The sequence below is a fragment of the Paraburkholderia sp. J12 genome (assembly GCF_905220215.1).
Classification (GTDB): domain Bacteria; phylum Pseudomonadota; class Gammaproteobacteria; order Burkholderiales; family Burkholderiaceae; genus Paraburkholderia.
Genome location: NZ_CAJMZC010000002.1, coordinates 707,529 through 729,392, shown reverse-complemented (window position 1 = coordinate 729,392; position 21,864 = coordinate 707,529). Strand labels below are relative to the sequence as shown.

The following is a 21,864-nucleotide window of genomic DNA, read 5'->3' as shown; positions in this document are numbered from 1 at the left end:
ACGTGCTCCACGGAAACGGTGCCGGTTGCAGCGCGGCAACGAGGAGCGAACTCAAGCGATGCGGCCACGGCAATCGCCATGGCCATCGCGTCAGTCTGTCGTCGCTAGTATGCCTGTCCCAGATTACAGCCAACAGCTTTGCCGAACGGCCAACGGGGCAAACGCGCCCCCGCCGTCGCCCCGGAACCTAGAACCCGAGGCTCGCGAGCAGGTCGTCCACCTGCCCCTGGTCCTGCATGACGTCGGTCTTGCCTTCGGGGTTGATCTGCGGGCCGTTCAGGAGCGCTTCGGGACTGCCGGTCGAAGACACGGCACCGGACCCGGCAAGCTGCGCCGCCGTGGCTGCAAACTGCTCGCGCCGCTCCGGCGCGATATTCTCCACCAGCACGCCGAGGAGCTGCTGCTCGATCAGGTACACCACGTCCATGATCTTCTTGATCACCTGACCGGTGAGATCCTGGAAGTCCTGGGCCAGCATGATGCCGAGCAGTTGCTGGCTCGTCGCCGTGGTGGCTTCGGGCACGCCGGCCAGAAAGGAGCGCGTGTCGTCCATCAGCGCGCGCACTTCCTCGCGGCCGATGGGCGCGTCGTACCACGTCGCCCAACGCTCCGAAAGGGCCTTCGCGTCGCGTTCGAGCTGCTCCTGCATCGGCTTGGCGATCTCGATCGCCGACAGCACGCGCTCCGCAGCCTGCTCGGTCATGTTCGCGACGTAGCGCAAGCGGTCGCGCGCGTTGGGCACGGCTTCCGCCGCGCGCTCGACGTGCTTGTCGAGGCCGAGCTCGCGCATCGAATCGCGCAGCGTGCGCGTCACATGACCGATGCGCGCGAGGATGCGGTCGCTCGCGATCTCGTGCAGGTCGGCCTGCAGGCCGCCGGCCTCGGCGCTGATGGGCTCGTTCACGTCAGCTCCCGGTCTTGGCCATCTTCTCGAGAATCTTGTTCAGCTTCTCGTCGAGCGTCGCGGCCGTGAAGGGCTTCACCACGTAGCCGCTCGCGCCGGCCTGGGCCGCCGCGATGATGTTCTCCTTCTTCGATTCCGCCGTCACCATCAGCACGGGCAGGTGCGTGAGCGAGGCGTCGGCGCGGATCTCCTTGAGCATGGCGAGACCGTCGAGGTTCGGCATGTTCCAGTCGGAGATCACGAAGTCGTAGCCGCCGCTGCGCAGGCGCGCGAGGCCCGCGGCGCCGTCTTCGGCTTCGTCCACGTTCGAATAGCCCAGTTCCTTGAGCAGGTTGCGGACGATCCGGCGCATCGTCGGAAAGTCGTCCACCACCAGAATCTTCATTCCCTTATCCATCTCGTTTCATTCCTCCAGGCTTAACCCCGGGCAATTATCCAGACAAGCACGACACCGATCCAGATAAATTAATCGCGATCGATCGCGCCGTCGTCCGGCGTCGACGCGATCTCTCAATCCTGCTTCGCGGGCGCTTGCTGCTGCGCCTCGCGGGTTTTCCACGCGCCGCGTTTTACACGCGTATTACACGCGCTGCACGCGCTCGCCCATCATTGCGAGACGCGCCATCACGCGGCGACTCATGTCGGCGAGCGGCGAGATGTCGTCGGCCGCGCCGAGCGCGATCGCCTCGCGCGGCATGCCGAACACGATGCAGCTCGCCTCGTCCTGCGCGAGCGTGTACGCGCCCGCGTTGCGCATCTCGAGCAGGCCCGCGGCACCGTCGCGCCCCATGCCCGTGAGAATCACGCCGATGGCGTTCTTCCCCGCGTGCGTGGCCGCCGAGCGGAACAGCACGTCCACCGACGGGCGATGCCGGTTCACCGGCGGCTCGTCGGAGAGATGCGCGATGTAGTTCGCGCCGCTGCGCGCGAGCAGCAAGTGCGCATGCCCCGGCGCGATATAGGCGTGACCCGGCAGCACGCGCTCGCCGTGCTCCGCTTCCTTCACCGTGATGCGGCACAGGCCGTTCAGGCGCTGCGCGAACGACTTCGTGAAGCCCGGCGGCATGTGCTGCGCGATCAGCACCGCGGGCGCGTCGGGCGGCAGCGGCGTGAGCACTTCGCGGATCGCTTCGGTGCCGCCCGTCGAGGCGCCCACGATGATGAGCTTTTCCGTCGACAGGAGCGGGTTGTTAAGCATGGGCGCGGGACTCGCGCTGGCCGGCGCGGCATGCGCGCTCGCTGCGGCAACGCCCGGTGCCGATCCGCCCGCCCCCGCCGCACCCGCCGCGGCCGGCGCATGCGCAGCCGGACGCACGCGCACGCGCGCACGCGCGGCGGCGCGCACCTTGTCGGCGAGCTTTTCGGCGTAGTCGAGCATGCCGTCGCGAATGCCGACCTTCGGCTTCGTCACGAAGTCCACGGCGCCCAGTTCCAGCGCGCGCAGCGTGATTTCGTTGCCGCGCTCGGTCAGCGACGACACCATCACGACCGGCATCGGCCGCAGGCGCATGAGCTTTTCGAGGAAGTCGAGCCCGTCCATGCGCGGCATTTCCACGTCGAGCGTGAGCACGTCGGGGTTGTGCTGCTTGATGAGCTCGCGCGCCACGAGCGGATCGGGCGCGGTCGCGACCACGGTCATGTCCGGCTGGCTGTTGATGATTTCCGTCATCAGGCTGCGGATCAGCGCCGAATCGTCGACGCAGAGTACCTTGATTTTTTGCACAGCGTTCACGCCTCCTCTACTGTCCTGGCGTTGTCTTGACTTGTTGTGGGCCGCTGCGCTGCGCCGGCCGCACCGAAGAGCTCGATACGGCCGCGCGCGGGCGACGGCTGGGATGAAACGGCCTGCTGCGCCGTCGCGGCCCCCCGCGACGGAGTGAGGCCAAACAGCTCGACCCGGGCGCGCGCCTTGGCGAGGCGTTCTGCGCGCGCTTCGGGGGTCTGCTGCGCGAGCGCCTGCTCGCGCTCGGTCACGCTCGGGTCCTGGGTGAGGCGCAGCTTCTTCACCATCACCTGGCCCGTGCGCGGCAGGAAAGCAACCTTGCGCGGGTGCGAGCCCTGCAGGTCTTCGGCGACGATGCGGATGTTCTCCATCGCCAGATAGCGGCGCACGAAGGCCGAATTGCGGTCGCCGATATTCATCGTCGTCATGCCCGCGAGCACGGCCGCGCCGCCGAACACCTTGGCTTCGAAGCGCTCGCGGCGCCCGCCCGCCTTGATGAGCTCGTTGATGAGCACTTCCATCGCGTAGGCGCCGTAGCGCATCGCGTCGGAGGCGGCCTGGGCGACATCGGCGCCGTCGTCGGGCAGCATGAAGTGATTCATGCCGCCGATGCCCGCCGTGCGATCCTGGATGCACGCGGCCACGCACGAGCCCAGCACCGTCACGAGCACCATGTCCTCGTGCGTCGTGAAGAACTCGTTGGGCAGGAGCTTCACGCCCGGGCGCTGAAAGTGCGCGTCGAAATAGCGGTTCGTGGCGATCGGAAGTCTTGCGCTCATGCGGTGACTCCGATCTTGTCGGCGCGCGGCATGCCGGATGCGGCCGCTGCCGCGGACCCGGCGGACGCGCCTTCGTCGCGGCGGCCGCCGCGCGCGAGTTCGTACACCGTCTGGCCGCGCAGGCGGAAGGCCTGGGTGACGTACGTGAAGTTCTCCGAATGACCGGCGAAGAGCAGGCCGTCCGGCTTCATGAGCGGCTCGAAGCGGGTCAGCACCTGGCCCTGCGTCGGCTTGTCGAAATAGATCATCACGTTGCGGCAGAAGATCGCGTCGAAGGTCTGCCGCAGGCCGTAGTCCGCATTGGTGAGATTGAGCTGCTCGAAGCGGATCATCGCGCGCAGTTCCGGGCGCACCTTCACGAGGCCCGCATGCGCGCCCGTCCCCTTCAGGAAGAAACGCTTGAGCCGCTCCTGCGAAAGATGCTTCACCTGGTCCCACGCGTAGACGCCCGAGTCGGCCTTGGCGAGCACCTGGGTATCGAGGTCGGTGGCGAGCACCCTGGCCTCGCGCGCCGCGCGATCGCCGAGCGCCTCGATCAGCGTCATCGCGATCGAGTACGGCTCCTCGCCCGTCGAAGCCGCCGAGCACCACACCGAAACCGGCTGCGGGCGGCGCTTCACGAACTCCGCGAGAATCGGAAAGTGATGCGCCTCGCGAAAGAACGCCGTGAGGTTCGTGGTGAGCGCGTTCGTGAACGCTTCCCACTCGTCGACGTCCTGGCGCGATTCAAGCTGGTCCAGATACTCGCGAAAGCTTTCCAGACCAAGCGCGCGCAGGCGCCGCGCGAGACGGCTGTAGGCCATGTCGCGCTTGTGGTCCGACAGCGAAATGCCTGCGCGGCGATGAATCAGCGCACGAATGCGCTCGAAGTCCGCTGTCGTGAATTCGAAGTCGCGGTTGCTCTCGCCGCCCGCGCCCGGTATGCCGGCGGAGGCTCCTTTGGTCGGCGCGGCGCTCTCGCCGCGTCCCTGACGGGAAAAACGCAAACTCTTCATCGTCTTGCGCCTCCCCGTTGTCCGGCCGCACGCGTGCCGGTTCGCAATGCGTGCAGCGCGTCGTGCGCGGCGGCGGTCTCGTGGACTGCCGCGCGGAACGACTCATCACGTTCTTGTGCGCTCGTGTGCATTGCGGTTGCTCTTCAGGTCGTCAAATCGTCTTGGCTAGAACGTTTCCCAGTCGGCGTCGTCGGACGCTGCCGACTTCGCCACCGGTTCCACGCGCTGCGGCAGCACCTTCGGCGCCGGCTTGTGCGCAGGCGCGGCGGCGGCCGCCGGCGTGGCTTCGGCAGCACTCTTGGCCGGTGCGGCGTGGGCGGCCGGAGCCGGTGCGCGCCGGGCCGCCGCAGCAGCAGCCGGCGCCGTGCTGGCCGATGCCCCCGAAGGCAGCGCGACCGACCGCGCTGCCGTGCTGCGCACGCTGGCGCTCGCCGTGCCGCCGCTCGCCCCGCTCGCCCCACCCGCGCCGCTCATGCCGCCTGCGTGGCCCGATGCCCCCGGCCCCCCCGTGCGCCAGATGCCGAGCACCGTCTGCAACTGCCGCGTCTGCTCTTCGAGCGAGGCGGCCGCGGCCGCGGCCTGCTCCACCAGCGCCGCATTCTGCTGCGTGACGGTGTCCATCTGTGTGACAGCGCGGTTGACCTGCTCGATACCGCCCGACTGCTCTTCCGACGCCGCGCTGATCTCGCCCATGATGTCGGTCACGCGGCGCACGGCCTGGAGGATCTCGTCCATCGTCGAACCCGCGCGGCCCACCAGTTCGGAGCCGCTCTGCACCTTCTGCGCGGAGGTGTTGATGAGCTCCTTGATCTCCTTGGCGGCGCTCGCGCTGCGCTGCGCGAGGCTGCGCACTTCGCCCGCCACCACCGCGAAGCCGCGGCCCTGCTCGCCCGCGCGCGCCGCTTCCACGGCCGCGTTGAGCGCGAGGATGTTGGTCTGGAACGCGATGCCCTCGATCACGCTGATGATGTCCACGATCTTCGCGGAGCTCGCCGCGATGTCCTGCATCGTATGCACCACTTCGCCCACCACGTCGCCACCGCGCGTGGCGATGTCCGAGGCGTTCACGGCAAGCTGGCTCGCCTGGCGCGCGTTGTCGGCGTTCTGCTTCACGGTGCCGGTGAGCTGTTCCATGCTCGAGGCAGTTTCCTGCAGCGAAGCGGCCTGCTGTTCGGTGCGCTGCGAGAGATCCGTGTTGCCCATCGCGATTTCGCGCGCGCCGATGTCGATCGAGCTCGCGCCCGTGTTCACGGCGCTCACGAGCTTGATGAGGCTTTCCTGCATGCGCTTGATGCCCGCGAAGAGGCGCCCGATTTCGTTGTGGCTGTACACGTCGATCGGCTGCGAGAGGTCGCCCTGGGCGATGCGCTCGAAGCAGTCGACGGCGTCGTTCAGCGGCTGCACGATGAGCCCGCGCAGCGAGAAGCGGATCAGCACCACCATCAACAGCGCGACCACGACCGTGCCGGCGATCAGCGTGCGCATCAGCGCGATCTGCGAGCGCGCGTCTTCCTCGCGCGCCTGGGCGCCGTCCTGCAACGCCTGCGCGAGCGGCGCCGCGACGTTGTCGTAGTCCACGAACATCGGGCTGATCTTCGTGTCGGCAATCGCGTGATACGCGTTCAGATCGTTCGCGCGCAGCGCCGCGAACTCGGGCTGCACGCCGTCCTGCAAGAGCGATGCGCGCTTTTGCGAGAGCGCGTCGAGCGCGGCGGCGTCGAGGCCGTTCTTCTGCGCGGCCTGGAACGCCTTCCAGGCATCGTTGCCCTTGGTGAGCAGTTCGTCGGCGCGATCGAGCGCCTTCTTCGCGTCGTCGGTCTGGCTGGCGGCGGCCAGCGCGCTCACGCGTTCGAGCGCAACCCGCGAGCGCAGCAGATACGACGAAGCGTCGTTGAGCGAGCGCATGGCGACGAGATCGCCGCGCGCGATCGTGCCGAGCGAGTCGCTCGCATTGCCGAGCGCGACGAGCCCGAGCGCACCGACCACGAGGGTCAGCGCAACCAGAATGACCCCTACGCCCGTGAGCGTCGTGCGGATCGACCACCTGTGCAGCATCTCGATTGCTCCTGTCCTGTAGCGAGGCGTTCGGCGAATTTCGTGTCGGGCGACGGATCGGCCGGGCCGGTGCGGCGGGCAACGAACAAGGCGGTTTGCCGCTCTTGGCGGCGGCTTCCGCTCTCCCGCGCGGGTCCCCGAAGGGACCACCCCCGATTAACCGTTCCCGCGTGCCTTAGCCGAGCACCTCGATGAGCGCCATTTCCCGGCTCGTCATCAGCTTTTCGATGTCCATCAGAATCAGCATGCGGCCTTCCACCGTGCCGAGGCCCGTGAGGTATTCGGTGGTGAGCGTCGCGCCGAACTCCGGCGCCGGCATGATCTGGTCCATCTGCAGCGTAAGCACGTCCGACACGCCGTCCACGACCATGCCCACCACGCGATGCGCGACGTTCAGGATGATCACGACGGTCTGGTGGTCGTACTCGACGCGGCCCAGATGGAACTTGATGCGCATGTCCACGATCGGCACGATGATGCCGCGCAGGTTGATGACGCCCTTGATGAACTCGGGCGCATTCGCAATGCGCGTCACGCTCTCGTAGCCGCGGATCTCCTGCACCTTGAGGATGTCGATGCCGTACTCTTCCGCGCCGAGCGTGAAGACGAGGAATTCCGCACCGCCCGCGTCGGCTTGCTGCGCGTCGCGGCGGTGCGCGCCGGCGCCGGCTGCGCCGGCACCATGAATGGATTGGACTTCTGCCACGTTAGCCCCTGAACTGTTGGGAGATGGTTGGGATAAAGCGCTGCTTGAGCTTCATGTGTTCATGTGTTCATGCGGTCATGCGAATTCTGCGAACGAGCCCGCGTTCTGGCTCGCGCCCCCGCCGTGGCCCGAACTGACACCGTGGCTCGCGCGCGTTTCGCGGTTGAGCGCGGCCACGTCGACGATCAGCGCGACGCTGCCGTCGCCGAGAATGGTCGCCGCCGAAATGCCGTGCACCTTGCGGTAATTGGTTTCGAGGTTCTTCACCACCACCTGCTGCTGGCCGACCAGTTCGTCGATCAGCATGGCGAAGCGACGCCCCTCGGTTTCCATGATGGTCACGATGCCCTGGGTGGGTTCCGTGCGCGCGCCGTCCACGTTGAACACGTGGTGCAGCGCGACGAGCGGCAGGTATTCGCCGCGCACGCGCACCACGCGGTCGCCGTTGGTGACGGTGTAGATGTCTTCGTGGCGCGGCTGCAGCGACTCCATCACGAAGTTCAGCGGCAGGATGAAGATCTCGTTGCCGACCTTCACCGACATGCCGTCGAGAATCGCCAGCGTGAGCGGCAGCACGATGCGCGTGGTGGTGCCCTTGCCCGCATGCGAGGTGATCTCGACGTGGCCGCCCATCGACTGGATGTTGCGCTTGACCACGTCCATGCCCACGCCGCGGCCCGAGACGTCCGTGACCTGCTCGGCGGTGGAGAAGCCCGGCATGAAGATGAGGTTCCAGACCTCTTCGTCGGTCATGCTTTCGCTGACCTGCATGCCCTGCTTCATGGCCTTCGCGAGAATCTTGTCGCGGCGCAGGCCCGCGCCGTCGTCGCTCACCTCGATCACGATGTTGCCGCCGTGGTGCGCGGCGGAGAGCACGAGCTGGCCCGTGCCGTCCTTGCCCACGGCGCGGCGCGCTTCTACGGTTTCGATGCCGTGGTCGAGCGAGTTGCGCACGAGGTGGGTGAGCGGGTCGATGATGCGCTCGATGAGGCTCTTGTCGAGCTCGGTCGCCTGACCGAACGTGACGAGCTCCACTTCCTTGCCGAGCTTGGCCGCGAGGTCGCGCACGAGACGCGGGAAGCGGCTGAACACGTAGTCCATCGGCATCATGCGGATGGACATCACGGCTTCCTGCAGATCGCGCGCGTTGCGCTCGAGCTGGGCCATGCCGTTGAAGAGGCGGTCGTGCAGCGCCGGGTCGAACGTGCTGGTGGTTTCCGCCAGCATCGCCTGGGTGATGACGAGCTCGCCCACGAGGTTGATCAGCTGATCGACCTTTTCCACGCCCACGCGAATCGAGCTGCCTTCAGCCGATGCGGCCGCAGCGGCCGGGCGCTGCTTGCGGTCGGCTTCGGCCGCCGGTGCAGCGGCTTGCGGGGCGGCGGCAACGGCCGCCACGGGCGCCGCTTGCTGCACGGGTGCCGGTGCGATTGTCGGTGCGAGCGCCAGTGCGGGAGCCGCAACCGGTGCGGCAGCCGGCACCGCCGCAACGGGTGCCGCGACGGGAGCGACGCTTGCCGGAGCCGGCGCGCTCACCGGTGCCGCAGCCTGAACGGGCGCGGGGGCCGGTGCAAGAACCGCCGGCTCCGCTTCGCCCTCGCCTTGCGGCGCGGCGCCGCGGCCGATCGAAATCTGGCTTTCGTCGATCACGAAGCAGCACACGGCGATGATGTCGTCCGAGGACACGTCGGTTTCGAGCCAGAGCGTGATGTCGTCGCCCGTCTTCACCTGGCCGAGCACGCGGCCCAGGTTGCCGAGCTCTTCGAGGAGCAGCTCCTGATCCTTCGGATCGACGCGGCGCAGCGTGATGCGCAGATGCGGGCCTTCGGCGGCACCGCCTGCCGCGCCCGCATCCGCGCCTTGCGCCGGTGCGGCCGCGATGGCCTGATCGACCACGTGCTCGGGCGCGCCGGCCACCGCAGCCGGGGCCGGTGCAACCGCCATGGCCGAAGGCAGGTTCGCTTCGAAGGCCGCATCGAGATCGGCTTCGCTATCCGGTTCGAACGCGCTTGCGGCAACCGGCGGGGGCGCCACCGCAGCGGCCACCACCGGAGCCGGTGCGGGCGCCGCTGCCGGCGCGGGCAGGCCGCGGCTTTCCGCATAGAGATGTTCGAGCTTCGCGCGCACGGCAGCCGCCGCGGCCGCGTCGGGCTCGGCGCTCGCGCGGTAGGCCGCCAGCTGGTCCGAAAGCACGTCCTTCGTTTCGAGGAACGTGTCGATCATGTCCTTGCGCAGCACGAGTTCGTTGTTGCGCGCGCGGTCGAGCAGCGATTCGAGGATGTGCGTCGTTTCGGTGAGCGCGGTGAAGCCGAACGTCGCCGCGCCGCCCTTGATCGAATGCGCCGCGCGAAAGATCGCCGCGAGATCCTCGGGATCGGGCCGGCCTACGTCCAGATTCAGCAACAGCTGCTCCATCTGTGCGAGCAGCTCGTCCGCCTCGTCGAAGAACGTCTGGTAGAACTGAGTGATGTCGAGTGTCATGCCTCTTTCACCGCGATATATGCCTGTTTGGGGTGCCGGTACTGTCCATGTCGGGCGCGCCGCGAGTCTTGCGCCGTCAGGCGCCCGTCTCGCCGAGTGCGCTCGTCAGATCGACGAGCAGTTCCGGGTCCACCGGTTTTTCCAGCCAGCCGGTCGCGCCTGCATCGCGCAACGCCGCCTTGAAGGTTTCGTCCGATTCCGTGGTCAACACGAGGATCGGCGTTTCGAGGTACGAAGGATTCGCGCGCAGCTTGCGGATCAGGTCGAGGCCGCTCATGCGCGGCATGTGCAGATCCGTGAGCACGAGGTCGAAGCACTGCGAGAGCGCGTGCTCCAGCCCGTCTTCGCCGTCGTTGGCCAGCGTCACTTCGTAACCCGCCCCGCCCAGCGCTGCCTGCAGGATCTCCCGCATGGACGCCGAATCGTCGATCGCCAGAATGTTCCTGATCATCCGCTCCTCGCTCGCACTATTCCTGTTGCCGCCGCGCTTTCAGTGCCCCGCCTGCTGCGCCGGTCCCACCGCCGGCGGCGCCGGCACGACCACCGGATTCGACACCATCGGCGCGGCCACCGGGGTGAGCTTCACCGGCCCGGGCGCCGTCGCCGGCGGCACCTTCACGGGCGCCGCGCCCGGCACCAGCTGATCGGGAGACAGCGATTTGCCCGATCCGGCCGCATCGTCCGACAGCGTCGTGGTGGTCGAATCGTCGTGCATCAGCGCGTCTTCCGACTTCTTGTTCAGCACCAGAATGCTGATGCGGCGGTTCTCGGGATCGAGCGGGTCGGCCTTGTTCAGGTTCTGCGTGGAGGCAAGGCCGATCACGCGCATCACCTTCGCTTCGTCCATCCCGCCCGCAATCAGCTCGCGGCGCGAGGCGTTCGCGCGGTCCGCCGAAAGCTCCCAGTTGCTGTAGCCCTTCTCGCCGCCCGCATAAGGCACGGCGTCGGTGTGGCCCTGCACGATGATGCGGTTGGGCACGTCGTTGAGCGTCTCGCCGATGGCGCGCAGGATGTCGCGCATGTACGGCTCGACCACGTCGCGCGCGGTGGCGAACATCGGACGCTTCTGCGAATCCACGATCTCGATGCGCAGGCCCGTGAGCGTCGAATCGATGCGGATCTGCTGCTTGAACTGGCGCAGCACCGGATTCGCCTCGATCGCGGCCATCAGCTTGATCTGCAGATCGTGCAGGCGCACCTGCTCCTGGCGCTCGAGCGAGCCCTTCAGCTGCTTCATCGCCTCGTCGTCGCTCTTCGAGGCAGTGTGCTCGGCGCGCGCCGTGGAACCGTCCGTGCGACGCTGGACGCCATCTTCGTCGGTGGAGATGTCGCGCCCGCCGCCCTTCACGATGCTCGAATCCGTCGCGCTGCGATCGCCGCCCCAGAGCGTGATCTTCAGCGGCTGGTTGAAGTACTCGGCGATGCCGTGCAACTGCGTCGTGGAGGCCGAGGACAGCAGCCACATCAGCAGGAAGAACGCCATCATCGCGGTCATGAAGTCCGCGTAGGCGAGCTTCCACGCGCCGCCGTGATGGCCGCCTTTCGCGGGCGCCGACTTCTTGACGACGATCGGTTGACTCTTGTCCTTGCTCATCGTGCGTTCCTTGCCGGTTTCATCGTGAGCGGCCTTACTTCGCCTTCACGCGGCGCACGTGTTCTTCGAGCTCGGAGAACGACGGACGCTCGGTCGAGAACAGCACCTTGCGGCCGAACTCCACCGCGATGGCGGGCGCATAGCCGTTCAGGCTCGCGAGAATCGTCACCTTGATGCACTGGAACATCTTCGTGGACTCGGCCACGCGCTGCTCCGCCACGCTCGCGAGCGGGCTGATGAGGCCATACGACAGCAGAATGCCGAGGAACGTGCCGACGAGCGCCTGGGCGATCATCTCGCCGAGAATCGCGGGCGGCTTGTCGGCCGAAGCCATGGTGTGCACCACGCCCATCACCGCGGCCACGATACCGAAGGCCGGCATGGCGTCGCCGACCTTGGCGAGCGCATGCGCAGGCGCATGGCCTTCGTGGTGGTGCGTTTCGATTTCCTCGTCCATGAGGCTTTCGATTTCGAAAGCGTTCATGTTGCCGCCGACCATGAGGCGCAGATAGTCGGTGAGGAATTCGACGATATGCTTGTCGGCGAGAATTTTCGGGTACTGCGTGAAGAGCGGGCTTTTCATCGGATCGTCGATGTCGGCCTCGAGCGTGAGCGTGCCTTCCTTGCGCGCCTTGGCGAGCAGAACGTAAAGCAGCGCGAGCAGCTCCATGTACACGTCTTTGTTGTACTTCGACCCCTTGAAGAGCGTCGGGACCACTTTCAGGGTCGCCTTGATCGTCTTCATGCCGTTGCCAAGGATGAACGCGCCAACGCCCGCACCGCCGATCATCAGCAGTTCCATCGGCTGCATCATGGCCCCGAGATGGCCGCCCTCGAGCGCGTAACCGCCGAAGACGGACAGAATCGTCACGAGTACTCCCACGAAAATCAGCACAGCTGGGTCCTCACTAAGAAAGTGCCGCGAACCGCCATCGGCCCGCGTCCTTAGCTGGTTTACGGCATCGATGCGGAAAACTTTGGGATTGGGGTATGCCCCGTTAGGGCTTGCCCGCGGGGAGATTGATCAGACAAAGCGGCGCCGCCGGCACGCTGTTGGTGCAACGTCGGCGGGATGTCCGGCCGGTCGGGGAGACCGGTCGCTCCGGTGAAGGGCCGGCGAGGGTTCAGGGCCGGTGAAGGGGCAGGTGAAGGGGCCAGTAAAGGGCGCCCTGCCCGCTTCGCTCAGCCCTCGGTCGTGGCGGCTTCGCTGCTGCGACGCGTGCGGCCGGCGCGCGAAGGCGGCTGGCACAGCCCGCAGACGAACCCGTGCTGCGGGTCGTGGGCGTGCGCCACGAAGTGACCGCCGCAGCGGCTGCAAGGCGTCATCTGCAGGAGGCCCGAGGCGAAATAGCGCACGAGCGTCCAGGCCCGGGTGAGGCTCAGCACCGGCTCGTCGCCCTGCAACTGCATGTGCTCGAGATACAGCCGGTAGCTCTTCACGATCGCGTGAACCGGCTCGCACCGCGCCTGCCGCCTCATGAACAGGAAGGTGTTGTAGAAGAGCGAAGACTGGATGTTGGGCTGCCAGGTCATGAACCAGTCCGTGGAAAACGGCAGCATGCCCTTGGGCGGCGATTCGCCCTTGACCTCCTTGTAGAGCCGGATCAGGCGGTCGCGCGAAAGCGAAGTTTCCGCTTCGAGCAGTTGCAGCCGTGCGCCGAGTTCGATCAACTCGATCGCGAGAGCGATCTCCTTGACCTCGAGTACCACGCTCTTTGTCGCCATAGCCCCCCGGCTGTTAGTCCGCTTTTTTAGTCCGCTCTTTTGGTCTGCGCCTTGGTTCGCTTTCCTGGTCCGCGTATTTCCGCGCAAGTCTGCGTAGTGAGATCCGCTTTCTGCTCCGCGCATTGGCGGACCGGCGCAACGAGCCCGCCCGGCCCGCGAGCCGGACCCGGGCAAAAAGCCGCGCCCGCTCAGTCGCGAGGGCAGCCGCGAAAGGCGGTGTGCTGCAACGTCAGGTGGTTCAGTCGAACTGCGCGACGGGCTGGCCCGCCATCAGGATGGCGGAATGCGCTTGCGCGGACTTGCCCTTCTCGGCCAGTGCGCTAAGGATGGCGTGATCGTCGAACCGGAAACGGCAGAGCACCTGGTTCGATGCGGCGAGCCGGACGGTTTGTGCCAGCGAAAGATTGGCGAGGACCTCGGCGAGTTGCTCCGAGATCCCCATACGGAACATGCCCGTCGGTTTGTCCTCACGCAAAAGGCGTTGCGCGAGCAACAGGTACGACAGGTTCACTTCCTTGATCTCGCTGAGCATGTCGCTGTGAGTCGTCGCGCTCATGGATACCCCCGAATGCAAATCGGCTGGTCAGGCCGGTTACGGAAACGTTTGCTCGCTCGCGTCCAGACAAATCTGGGCAAGCGGCCCGTTTATGGTCATAGCGGCATTGTGGCCAGGCCGTGCGCAACTGGAAATCGGACGGACACCGCGACGATTTGCAGGAAATCGCTTCGCAACCGTGTAGGAATTCTTCTGACAACGAGGCGGGAGGAGGAGAGAGGGGCGCGCAGGCTATGTCATGCGCATAGATGGCCTCGGAATGCGCGGATTATAAAACGATTTCATTACCTTGTAATACTTGCGTGCCGCATTGCCCGCCGACGGGCACGCCGTTTGCTGATGAGCGTCGGCCCGCCTCGGCGCGCGGGCCGCGAAATGCCGGCGGGACGGTGTTTCCCGCTGTAACAAGGTTAAGTGTTTGCAAAAGAACTCGTATCGGCGAGTCACATCTTCATAATGGGACTCAGGGATAACCCGATATCTCGATATCTGTCGATACCGTTGCGTCCGCCCTTCCCGCGTGGCGCTTGCCGCAGAACGATGCTCAGGCGTCAACCGTCGCGGCCCAGGCTCCAAGGAGATCCAACTCATGCGAATCGCCCAAATTGCGCCGCTCTACGAAGCCGTTCCGCCCAAGCTTTATGGCGGCACGGAGCGCGTCGTCTCGTATCTGACCGAGGCCCTCGTCGATCTTGGCCACGACGTGACCCTGTTCGCCAGCGGCGATTCGGTCACCTCGGCGAAGCTCGAAGCCGCCTGGCCACGCGCGCTGCGGCTCGATCCGACCATTCGCGACGCCCTGGCGCCCCACATCGTGCTGCTCGAACGCGTGCGCCGCGCGGCTCACGAATTCGACGTGCTGCACTTTCACCTCGACTATCTACCGTTTCCGCTCTTCTCGACGCTCGACACGCCGTTCGTCACCACGCTGCACGGCCGGCTGGACCTGCCCGAACTGCAGCCGGTGTTCGACTCGTTCCCGGGGGCGCCGGTGATATCGATTTCGGATTCGCAGCGCCAGCCGCTTCAGCAAGCCAACTGGCAGAACACGATCTACCACGGTCTGCCGAAAAATCTGCTCACGCCGGAACCGGGCCGAAAGCCCGAGTACCTCGCGTTCCTCGGCCGCATCTGCCCGGAAAAGCGCGTGGACACCGCCATCCGGATCGCGGCGCTCTCCGGCCTGCCGCTGAAGATCGCCGCCAAGGTGGACAAGGTGGACCGCGACTACTTCAAGACCGAGATCGAGCCGCTGCTCTCGCAGGCCCATGTCGAATTCGTCGGCGAGATCGACGAAACGCAGAAACCCGCGTTCCTTTCGGGCGCCAAAGCGCTGCTGTTCCCGATCGACTGGTCGGAGCCGTTCGGCCTCGTCATGATCGAAGCCATGGCCTGCGGCACGCCGGTCATCGCGTTCAATCGGGGTTCGGTGCCGGAAGTGATCGAACCGGGCATAACGGGTTTTATCGTGGAAGATGCACAGAGTGCCGTAGCGGCACTGCAGAATATCGACTCGCTTTCACGCGAAGCGATTCGCGCCCAGTTCGAACGCCGTTTCACCTCGCATACGATGGCCCGCAATTACGTGGAAACGTATACAGCGCTGATCGAAGCCGAACGCCGGCCGATGCTGCGCCGTGTTGCGGCGGGCTGATAATGAGATCGCGTCCGGGTCGCACTCGAATTCCGGATAAAAACCGACGAATACCCGAGGTGTATCGTTTGCGTATGCCGCTTTAGCGCAATTATCGGACATACCTTAAAAAAGAGCCGCGTGGATCCACGCGGCTCTTTTTCACGATAACGTAAGCGGCTCGCAAGCCGCCTGCGCTAACCGATCAGATAACGTTCGCGATTCTTGCCCGCGATCCACTTGGGCGGCTTGCCCCGCCCGCTCCACGTCGCGCCGGTTTTCGGATCCTGATAGCGCGGAGGCAGCGGCGCCTTCTTGGGCGGGCGTCCGCGCCGCGCGGCCGCCGCGAAACCCAGATCCTGGGCACTCAACCCGTACTCGGCAATTTTCTCGCGGATCATGGCGATGACGTCCGCAATTTCGGTACGCCGCGCGTCATCGGCCTGGGCCTGGAGCCTGGCGATCTGGGCTTTGAGTTCTGAATATTGCGACATTTCTTTTCCCCCTTCATTGTCAAGCAAATCAACTCAAACGGAGATTAGACGTAAATACGGGAATTAGCAATCGCTGTTAATACGGTTTTATCAGGACATTTCCGATATTTAACGATTGGCCAGCACTGTGAAATCCGGCGTCCGCCCCGCGCAATAATTCGATCATTCGCGCCGGAATTGACAATTCTCCACAGTCTCGAACTGCACGACTGCCTAGAATCTGCGACTGGCAGGAAGCGGATTTTTTACCGGCCACTTCAAATCGACTTTCGAGGTATCAGAGATGCACTTATCCAAACGACTCACCGCCGAACTGTTCGGCACTTTCTGGCTCGTGCTGGGCGGCTGCGGCAGCGCGGTGCTTGCGGCCAGCTTTGCCGGCCCGGTTCACGGTCTCGGCATTGGCTTCGTCGGCGTGGCGTTCGCGTTCGGCCTGACCGTGCTCACCATGGCGTTCGCCATCGGCCATATTTCGGGCTGCCATCTGAATCCGGCCGTGAGCGTGGGCCTTACCGTCGCGGGCCGCTTCCCGGTTCGCGACCTGCTGCCGTATATCGTCGCGCAGGTGCTCGGCGCGATCCTCGGCGCGTTCGTGCTCTCCCTGATCGCCACGGGCAAGCCCGGCTTCGACCTCGTGGCGAGCGGCTTCGCCACCAACGGTTACGGCGAGCACTCGCCGGGCCACTACTCGATGGCGGCGGCCTTCCTCTGCGAAGTCGTGATGACGGGCTTCTTCCTCTTCGTGATTCTCGGCGCCACCGACGAGCGCGCGCCGGCCGGCTTCGCGCCCATCGCGATCGGCCTGTGTCTCACGCTGATCCACCTGATCTCGATTCCGGTGACCAACACTTCGGTGAACCCGGCGCGCTCGACCGGCCCGGCCCTCTTCGTCGGCGGCGAAGCGATCTCGCAGCTCTGGCTCTTCTGGGTGGCGCCGATCCTGGGCGCGATCATCGCGGGCGTGATCTACCCGGCCATCGTGGGCCAGCGCTCCGCGATCGCGGGCCGCAGCTACGCGAACTGATTTCCGCATCGATCGAACGGGCGCTTCGGCGCCCGTTTGCCGTTTATCACGAGCGCACAAGGAGCGCACAGACCTTGCGGGCGCCGCCCGGCGAGACGCAGCGGCACTGCTAGAATCGGGCGACTCATCGACCTCCACCGTCCAGGGTCCGCACCATGAAGCGCTCACACATCCGGCTGATGCATCTTGCTTCGAGCTTCACGCCTGCTCTCGCAACGGCCCTGGTCACGGCTTCGCTGGCGACGACCAGCGCCGGCGCACAAGCGGCCGATGCCGCCACGCCGGCGAGCGCGAGCAACGTAGAAACACTGGTGTTCGTGCGCCACGGCGAAAAGCCCGCTGCGGGCCTCGGCCAGTTGAACTGCAAAGGCCTGAACCGCGCGCTCGCGCTGCCGGCCGTGATCGCGGCGAAGTACGGCAAGCCCGACGCGGTCTACGCACCGGACCCGGGCCAGCAAAAGGAAGACGGCGGCCAACCGTACTACTACGTGCGCCCGCTCGCGACCGTCGAGCCCACCGCGATCCAGTTCGGCCTGCCGGTGCAGACGCCGTACGGCTATTCGCAAATCAGCAAGCTGGGCGACGCGCTGGTCGATCCGAAGTGGCGCAACCGCACGGTGCTCGTCGGCTGGGAACACCGCGAGATTGAAACGCTCGTGCGCCAGATCGTGAGCGCGCACGGCGGCGACGCGGCCACCGTGCCGAAGTGGAAGAGCGCCGATTTCGACAGCATCTACGTGCTGCGCATCGACTGGAGCGGCGACGCACCTCGCGTGAGCTTCGCGCACGACCACGAGGGCCTCGACGGCCGTTCCGCGGATTGCCCGTGCGCCGCGCTGCCTGGCGCCGCGCAGTAACGCCGGCCCACGCCGTCAAGCTGGCTTAATCAAGCCGGCTTAAGCGTCGCTGAGCGCGAAGAGCTTGCGCAGATGATGCGCGACGCCTGCCTCGAAGTTGTTGCCGATGCGCGGCACGGCAGGCAGGCGCGCGATGAGGTCGGGATTCGCGTTGTTCATCATGAACGGATGGCCCGCGGTTTCGAGCAGATCGATATCGTTCATGTTGTCGCCGAACGCCACGCAGCCCGCGGCGGCAACGCCCAGTCGTTCGAGCACGACCCGCAGCGCGCGGCCCTTCGAGACGCCCGCCGTCATCACTTCGAGGCAGTCGGGCAGCGAATAGGTGATGTAGAGCGTGTCGCCGAACTCTTCCTCCAGACACCGCGAAATGTGCGCGAGATCCGCGGGGTCGCCGATATAGAGCGCCTTGGCGATGCCCACGCCGTCGTGTGCGCGCAGGTCGGTGACGCGGTACGTAAAACCGGAGTCCTGATGGAATGCCAGCAGCTCGGGCGCATCGCGGTCGATGAACCAGGCATCGTCCGAGAACAGGCTGACGATCACGCGGCCATGCTCGCCCGTCACATCCGGTGCAACGAGGCGCTGGATCACCGGCTCGGGCAGATTGCGGGCGTGAATGAGCGTGTCGTCAGGCGCATGTACGCGTGCGCCGTTCGACGTGATGAGATACGGGCGAATGCCGAGCACGTCGCGAATGCCCGCGACGTCGCAATAATGGCGCCCCGTGGCGATGATGAACGGCAGGCCCTGCGCATCGAGCCGGTTGAGCGTGGCGACCGTGAAGGGATCGAGCTGATGATCCGAGTTGAGCAGCGTGCCGTCGAGATCGGTGGCGATGACCTGGTACATGGGAGAGGGGGCGGGCAGCGAGGACGAGAAACGTCCAATCGTAGCATCTACGCGGGGGCCGCAAGGCGCAAACGCGGGCGCCCGCGCTCTGGTCAGCGGTGGTCGGTGGTGTGCCACTGCACAGCATCAAGCCCCGGCGAGCCGCGCGGCCTCGCGCTGCGCCAGCATGAGCGCGCCGCTCGTGGAATCGGCCAGCGGCGCGCGCAGCCGCTCGCGAACCGCTTGCGGCACCCATTCCCGCAGCGGCTGGCCAAGACCGCCCGATAGCGCGGCCGGCAACGTAGTGCTGGGGTCGAGCGCAACGATCAGCTTCGCGATGGCCTCGCCGGCTTCGGCCAGCAGTTTCGCCACGAACGGATGCTCGCGGTGAGCGAGCACCACCGGCGCAAGACTCGCGTACCCCGTCTGATTGGCGGCGCACAGCCAGACAATGAGGCTGTCGCGATCGGTAGCGCCTGTGTGGGCGAGCAGCGCCTGAGCGAAGGCGTCGAACGGCGCGCGCCCGTCGAGCGCTTGCTGCGCCCATACGACGGCGCGCAAGCCGAACCAGGCGCCGCTCGCTTCATCGCCGGAGGGAAAACCGAAACCGCCGGCAATCCGGCACGCACCCGATGCATCGAGTACCGCCGCGATGCTGCCGGTGCCCAGTGCGACGACCACGCCGGGCTCGCCGCCGTGCGCGCCGAGCAACGTGGTGTAAGCATCGCTCTCCACCGCAAGCCCCGCCACCGGCGGCGCCTGCTCGCGAAAGGCGGCAAGCCAGTCGGGATTGTTCACGCCCGCGAGCCCGCAACCCAGCACGCAGTGCGACCAGTCGAAAGCGAGCCCCGCTTTCTCGAACGCCGCGCGGCATCCCGCTTCGATGGATTCCCACGCGCGCGCAATGCCGAGACCGAGTCCCGACGGCCCCGCCGTCGCGCGCGCCCGTTCCGCGCCCTGCGCGTCGCCGATCGCCACACGCGTGCCGGTGCCGCCGCCGTCCACGCCAACGAGCCAGGTGTATGTCTGCATGATGATGAGCGCGGCTTGCGCGCGAGGTCGTGATGAGTTGCCGCAGAGACTAACGGACCTCGCGCGTTCGCACAATCGGCCACTTGGCCAGGGTGGCGGCGCAACGCCGATCCGCTATGCTGACGGGGCCTGACCGAATCCGAGGCAAGGAGAAGACACCGTGACTCACCGCTGCAACTGGGCGACGACCGAAGCGCTCGCGCATTACCACGACACCGAATGGGGCGTGCCGTCACGCGACGACCAGCACCTCTATGAAATGCTCGTGCTGGAAGGTGCGCAGGCGGGCCTCTCCTGGTCCACGATTCTCAACAAGCGCGAGGGCTACCGGCGCGCGTTCGCCGGCTTCGACGTCGCAAAGGTGGCGCGCTTCACGCCGAAACAGGTCGAAACGCTCATGCAGGACGCGTCGATCGTGCGCAACCGCGCCAAGATCGAAGCGGCGATCCTCAACGCGCGCGCGGTGCAGGAAATCCAGGCCGAGCACGGTTCGCTCGCAAAGTTCATCTGGTCGTTCGTGAACGACACGCCTATCCAGAACGACTGGCCGTCCTATCGCGACGCACCGGCCTCCACCGAAGTCTCGGATGCGCTCAGCAAGGCGCTCAAGAAGTACGGCTGCAAGTTCGTGGGCACGACCATCTGCTACGCGTTCATGCAGGCCGTGGGCATGGTCAACGACCACGAGCGCGACTGCATGTGCCGGGCGGCCTGTGCGGCGAAGGGAAAGAAGGGACGCACGGCGAGCAAAGCCAAAGCCTGAACGCCCGGAGCGCCGGTCCGGATCAACATTCTTCGGGCCGCACCAATGCAAACGGCGGCGCAGCTTCCAGAGTAGCTTGCGCCGCCGTCTGGCGGTACAGCAGTGAGCGCGACAGAAGCTTAGTGGAGCTTCTTCGGCAGCATCTGGCTGCGCAGGCGCTTGTGGAGGCGCTTCACAGCAGCGGCCTTCTTGCGCTTGCGAACGGCCGTCGGCTTTTCGTAAGACTGGCGCTCACGCAGTTCGGCGATCAGGCCATTCTTTTCAATTGCGCGGCGGAAGCGGCGAATCGCCACTTCGAACGGCTCGTTTTCCTTCAGAAGAATCGTCGTCATGTATTTCCTAACTCAATCGCTTGATACGGTTCAAAGGCGCAAGCGTAAAACCGCTCGCGCACCGGCCCTCCGGTCGTTCGCCGCACGGGGCGTAACGAAAGGCAAGGCGGCCACGGAGGCCGGAAAAGAGAAGTAGGGGGTTCACTGCGGAACGCGACCAGGCTTGCCTTGCAGCTTCACGCCTGACCGCCGGTTTGCGGCCGCCAACAGTAACGAACACGGCAACAAAACAGGCAAAGATCTCAATTCACTCTCAATGATATCAGGAAAAGATCGTACCGACCACAGTTTCTTGATTCGGCTCAGACACTTGCGTGCCCGAGCCGAAGCGCATCGTTCCGGCGCTATTTAATCCGTGTAATCTGCGTAATCCGTGTAATCTGCGCGGTCCGGTCTGTGCAGCGGAATCAGGCGCTGGCGTCGTTGAGTGCCTGAATATCGGCCGGATCGAGCTTCAGGTGCACCGCCGCCACGAGGCTCTGCAGTTGCTCCAGCGAAGTCGCGCTGGCAATCGGCGCCGTGATGCTCGGCCGCGCGATCAGCCAGGCGAGCGCCACCGCCGCGAGCGTGGCGCCGTGGCGCTGCGCAACATGGTCGAGCGCCGCGAGGATGCGCACGCCGCGGTGGTCCAGATACTTTTCCACCCGCGAGCCGCGCGCGCTCTTCGAAAGATCCTCGCGCGAGCGGTACTTACCCGAGAGAAAGCCGCTCGCGAGGCTGTAATAGGGCACGACCGCAAGCTTCTGGGCCAGCGCCACGGGTTCGAGGTCGGCTTCGTAATGGGCGCGATCGTACAGGTTGTATTCGGGCTGGATGATCTGATACGCCGGCAGCCCCGCCTTGCGCGACACGGCCAGGGCCTCCTCCAGACGCGCGCCGCTGTAGTTCGACGCCCCGATCACGCGCACCTTGCCAGCCTCGATCAGCCGCCGATACGCGCCCAGCGTCTCTTCCAGCGGCACCTTCTGGTCGTCCTCGTGCGAGAAATAGACGTCGAGGTAATCGGTCTGCAAACGCCGCAGCGAATCCTCCACCGCCGCGGCGATATTGGCGGCCGTGAGCCCCGGCCGGCGCGGATCCTTCGCTACCTTGGTTGCGATCACCACCTTCTCGCGCTTGCCGCTCTTCGCGAGCCACTTGCCGATGATCGTCTCCGACTCGCCGCCCTGATTGCCCGGCACCCAGGCCGAATACACGTCGGCCGTGTCGATGAAGTTCAGGCCGGCGTCGGTAAAGGCGTCGAGAATCGAGAACGAGGTAGCTTCGTCCGCGGTCCAGCCGAACACATTGCCGCCGAACATGAGCGGCGCAACCTGCAAGGCAGAGTTGCCGATCCTGCGTAGTTCCATGACGTCTCCCGTCAGTCGAAATCAGTCACAA

At 65.9% G+C, this 21,864-nt stretch carries 22 protein-coding genes; 4 read left to right on the top strand and 18 right to left on the bottom strand.

The window, feature by feature from the left end:
- Positions 1–187: 187 nt before the first annotated feature.
- From cheZ to flhD, 13 genes are all read right to left on the bottom strand, one after another.
- Entirely contained in the window at positions 188–904 is a 717-nt protein-coding gene (gene cheZ, locus U5760_RS08300; protein ID WP_322010935.1) for a protein phosphatase CheZ, read from the bottom strand.
- A gap of 1 nt (position 905) precedes the next feature.
- Positions 906–1,301, bottom strand: a complete 396-nt coding sequence (gene cheY / locus U5760_RS08295) for a chemotaxis response regulator CheY (protein WP_322010934.1) — start codon at positions 1,299–1,301, stop codon at positions 906–908.
- A 183-nt stretch (positions 1,302–1,484) separates the two neighbouring features.
- Positions 1,485–2,636 carry a chemotaxis response regulator protein-glutamate methylesterase gene (locus tag U5760_RS08290; RefSeq protein WP_322010932.1) on the bottom strand — a complete coding sequence of 384 codons (1,152 nt, stop codon included), beginning with the start codon at positions 2,634–2,636 and terminating at the stop codon, positions 1,485–1,487.
- Entirely contained in the window at positions 2,633–3,406 is a 774-nt protein-coding gene (cheD, locus tag U5760_RS08285) for a chemoreceptor glutamine deamidase CheD (protein ID WP_322010931.1), read from the bottom strand. Before cheD ends, U5760_RS08290 begins: the two co-directional genes overlap by 4 nt.
- Complete coding sequence (locus tag U5760_RS08280; protein WP_322010929.1) at positions 3,403–4,401, bottom strand: CheR family methyltransferase; 999 nt, start codon at positions 4,399–4,401, stop codon at positions 3,403–3,405. Before U5760_RS08280 ends, cheD begins: the two co-directional genes overlap by 4 nt.
- Positions 4,402–4,566: 165 nt before the next feature.
- Positions 4,567–6,456, bottom strand: a complete 1,890-nt coding sequence (locus U5760_RS08275) for a methyl-accepting chemotaxis protein (protein ID WP_322010927.1) — start codon at positions 6,454–6,456, stop codon at positions 4,567–4,569.
- 175 nt (positions 6,457–6,631) lie between these two features.
- Positions 6,632–7,162 (bottom strand): chemotaxis protein CheW, encoded by a 531-nt coding sequence (locus U5760_RS08270; RefSeq protein ID WP_322010926.1) that lies wholly within the window; start codon positions 7,160–7,162, stop codon positions 6,632–6,634.
- A gap of 75 nt (positions 7,163–7,237) precedes the next feature.
- Positions 7,238–9,643: a chemotaxis protein CheA gene (gene cheA, locus U5760_RS08265; RefSeq protein WP_322010924.1), complete on the bottom strand. Its 2,406-nt coding sequence runs from the start codon at positions 9,641–9,643 to the stop codon at positions 7,238–7,240.
- A gap of 76 nt (positions 9,644–9,719) precedes the next feature.
- Complete coding sequence (locus U5760_RS08260; RefSeq protein WP_322010922.1) at positions 9,720–10,094, bottom strand: response regulator; 375 nt, start codon at positions 10,092–10,094, stop codon at positions 9,720–9,722.
- Positions 10,095–10,133: 39 nt separating this feature from the next.
- Positions 10,134–11,237 (bottom strand): flagellar motor protein MotB, encoded by a 1,104-nt coding sequence (motB, locus tag U5760_RS08255; protein ID WP_322010921.1) that lies wholly within the window; start codon positions 11,235–11,237, stop codon positions 10,134–10,136.
- A gap of 34 nt (positions 11,238–11,271) precedes the next feature.
- Complete coding sequence (motA, locus tag U5760_RS08250; protein WP_322010918.1) at positions 11,272–12,132, bottom strand: flagellar motor stator protein MotA; 861 nt, start codon at positions 12,130–12,132, stop codon at positions 11,272–11,274.
- 287 nt (positions 12,133–12,419) lie between these two features.
- Positions 12,420–12,962 carry a flagellar transcriptional regulator FlhC gene (gene flhC, locus U5760_RS08245; protein WP_322010916.1) on the bottom strand — a complete coding sequence of 181 codons (543 nt, stop codon included), beginning with the start codon at positions 12,960–12,962 and terminating at the stop codon, positions 12,420–12,422.
- Between the two features lie 238 nt (positions 12,963–13,200).
- Positions 13,201–13,518, bottom strand: a complete 318-nt coding sequence (gene flhD / locus U5760_RS08240) for a flagellar transcriptional regulator FlhD (protein ID WP_322010915.1) — start codon at positions 13,516–13,518, stop codon at positions 13,201–13,203.
- Between the two features lie 589 nt (positions 13,519–14,107).
- Here flhD and U5760_RS08235 point away from each other — a divergent pair.
- Positions 14,108–15,172 (top strand): glycosyltransferase family 4 protein, encoded by a 1,065-nt coding sequence (locus tag U5760_RS08235; protein ID WP_322010914.1) that lies wholly within the window; start codon positions 14,108–14,110, stop codon positions 15,170–15,172.
- Between the two features lie 176 nt (positions 15,173–15,348).
- Here U5760_RS08235 and U5760_RS08230 read toward each other — a convergent pair whose 3' ends face one another.
- A complete protein-coding gene (locus U5760_RS08230) occupies positions 15,349–15,645 on the bottom strand; it encodes an H-NS histone family protein (RefSeq protein ID WP_322011090.1) in 297 nt (98 codons plus the stop codon).
- A gap of 283 nt (positions 15,646–15,928) precedes the next feature.
- Here U5760_RS08230 and aqpZ point away from each other — a divergent pair, with 283 nt between their 5' ends.
- Positions 15,929–16,669: an aquaporin Z gene (gene aqpZ, locus U5760_RS08225; RefSeq protein WP_322010912.1), complete on the top strand. Its 741-nt coding sequence runs from the start codon at positions 15,929–15,931 to the stop codon at positions 16,667–16,669.
- Positions 16,670–16,824: 155 nt separating this feature from the next.
- The gene (locus U5760_RS08220; RefSeq protein WP_322010910.1) at positions 16,825–17,526 is read left to right on the top strand and encodes a histidine phosphatase family protein; all 702 of its coding nucleotides are present in this window, start codon (positions 16,825–16,827) and stop codon (positions 17,524–17,526) included.
- Between the two features lie 39 nt (positions 17,527–17,565).
- Here U5760_RS08220 and U5760_RS08215 read toward each other — a convergent pair whose 3' ends face one another.
- Positions 17,566–18,378 carry a Cof-type HAD-IIB family hydrolase gene (locus tag U5760_RS08215; RefSeq protein WP_322010908.1) on the bottom strand — a complete coding sequence of 271 codons (813 nt, stop codon included), beginning with the start codon at positions 18,376–18,378 and terminating at the stop codon, positions 17,566–17,568.
- 126 nt (positions 18,379–18,504) lie between these two features.
- A complete protein-coding gene (locus U5760_RS08210; RefSeq protein WP_322010907.1) occupies positions 18,505–19,389 on the bottom strand; it encodes a BadF/BadG/BcrA/BcrD ATPase family protein in 885 nt (294 codons plus the stop codon).
- A gap of 160 nt (positions 19,390–19,549) precedes the next feature.
- On the opposite strand from U5760_RS08210, the gene U5760_RS08205 reads away from it, so the two are divergent.
- Complete coding sequence (locus tag U5760_RS08205) at positions 19,550–20,152, top strand: DNA-3-methyladenine glycosylase I (RefSeq protein WP_322010905.1); 603 nt, start codon at positions 19,550–19,552, stop codon at positions 20,150–20,152.
- A gap of 119 nt (positions 20,153–20,271) precedes the next feature.
- On the opposite strand, the gene rpsU is transcribed toward U5760_RS08205, so the two are convergent.
- Positions 20,272–20,484, bottom strand: coding sequence for a 30S ribosomal protein S21 (rpsU, locus tag U5760_RS08200; protein WP_006401410.1), 213 nt, complete (start codon positions 20,482–20,484; stop codon positions 20,272–20,274).
- Positions 20,485–20,891: 407 nt separating this feature from the next.
- A complete protein-coding gene (locus U5760_RS08195; RefSeq protein WP_322010903.1) occupies positions 20,892–21,833 on the bottom strand; it encodes an aldo/keto reductase in 942 nt (313 codons plus the stop codon).
- Positions 21,834–21,864 lie beyond the last annotated feature (31 nt).

What these genes read in the sequence shown, in the direction of transcription:
- cheY (WP_322010934.1), bottom strand. Translation starts at nt 1,301, where the DNA reads ATGGATAAGGGAATGAAGATTCTGGTGGTGGACGACTTTCCGACGATG.
- cheD (WP_322010931.1), bottom strand. Translation starts at nt 3,406, where the DNA reads ATGAGCGCAAGACTTCCGATCGCCACGAACCGCTATTTCGACGCGCAC.
- U5760_RS08280 (WP_322010929.1), bottom strand. Translation starts at nt 4,401, where the DNA reads ATGAAGAGTTTGCGTTTTTCCCGTCAGGGACGCGGCGAGAGCGCCGCG.
- U5760_RS08275 (WP_322010927.1), bottom strand. Translation starts at nt 6,456, where the DNA reads ATGCTGCACAGGTGGTCGATCCGCACGACGCTCACGGGCGTAGGGGTC.
- cheA (WP_322010924.1), bottom strand. Translation starts at nt 9,643, where the DNA reads ATGACACTCGACATCACTCAGTTCTACCAGACGTTCTTCGACGAGGCG.
- U5760_RS08260 (WP_322010922.1), bottom strand. Translation starts at nt 10,094, where the DNA reads ATGATCAGGAACATTCTGGCGATCGACGATTCGGCGTCCATGCGGGAG.
- motB (WP_322010921.1), bottom strand. Translation starts at nt 11,237, where the DNA reads ATGAGCAAGGACAAGAGTCAACCGATCGTCGTCAAGAAGTCGGCGCCC.
- flhC (WP_322010916.1), bottom strand. Translation starts at nt 12,962, where the DNA reads ATGGCGACAAAGAGCGTGGTACTCGAGGTCAAGGAGATCGCTCTCGCG.
- flhD (WP_322010915.1), bottom strand. Translation starts at nt 13,518, where the DNA reads ATGAGCGCGACGACTCACAGCGACATGCTCAGCGAGATCAAGGAAGTG.
- U5760_RS08235 (WP_322010914.1), top strand. Translation starts at nt 14,108, where the DNA reads ATGCGAATCGCCCAAATTGCGCCGCTCTACGAAGCCGTTCCGCCCAAG.
- U5760_RS08230 (WP_322011090.1), bottom strand. Translation starts at nt 15,645, where the DNA reads ATGTCGCAATATTCAGAACTCAAAGCCCAGATCGCCAGGCTCCAGGCC.
- aqpZ (WP_322010912.1), top strand. Translation starts at nt 15,929, where the DNA reads ATGCACTTATCCAAACGACTCACCGCCGAACTGTTCGGCACTTTCTGG.
- U5760_RS08220 (WP_322010910.1), top strand. Translation starts at nt 16,825, where the DNA reads ATGAAGCGCTCACACATCCGGCTGATGCATCTTGCTTCGAGCTTCACG.
- U5760_RS08215 (WP_322010908.1), bottom strand. Translation starts at nt 18,378, where the DNA reads ATGTACCAGGTCATCGCCACCGATCTCGACGGCACGCTGCTCAACTCG.
- U5760_RS08210 (WP_322010907.1), bottom strand. Translation starts at nt 19,389, where the DNA reads ATGCAGACATACACCTGGCTCGTTGGCGTGGACGGCGGCGGCACCGGC.
- rpsU (WP_006401410.1), bottom strand. Translation starts at nt 20,484, where the DNA reads ATGACGACGATTCTTCTGAAGGAAAACGAGCCGTTCGAAGTGGCGATT.
- U5760_RS08195 (WP_322010903.1), bottom strand. Translation starts at nt 21,833, where the DNA reads ATGGAACTACGCAGGATCGGCAACTCTGCCTTGCAGGTTGCGCCGCTC.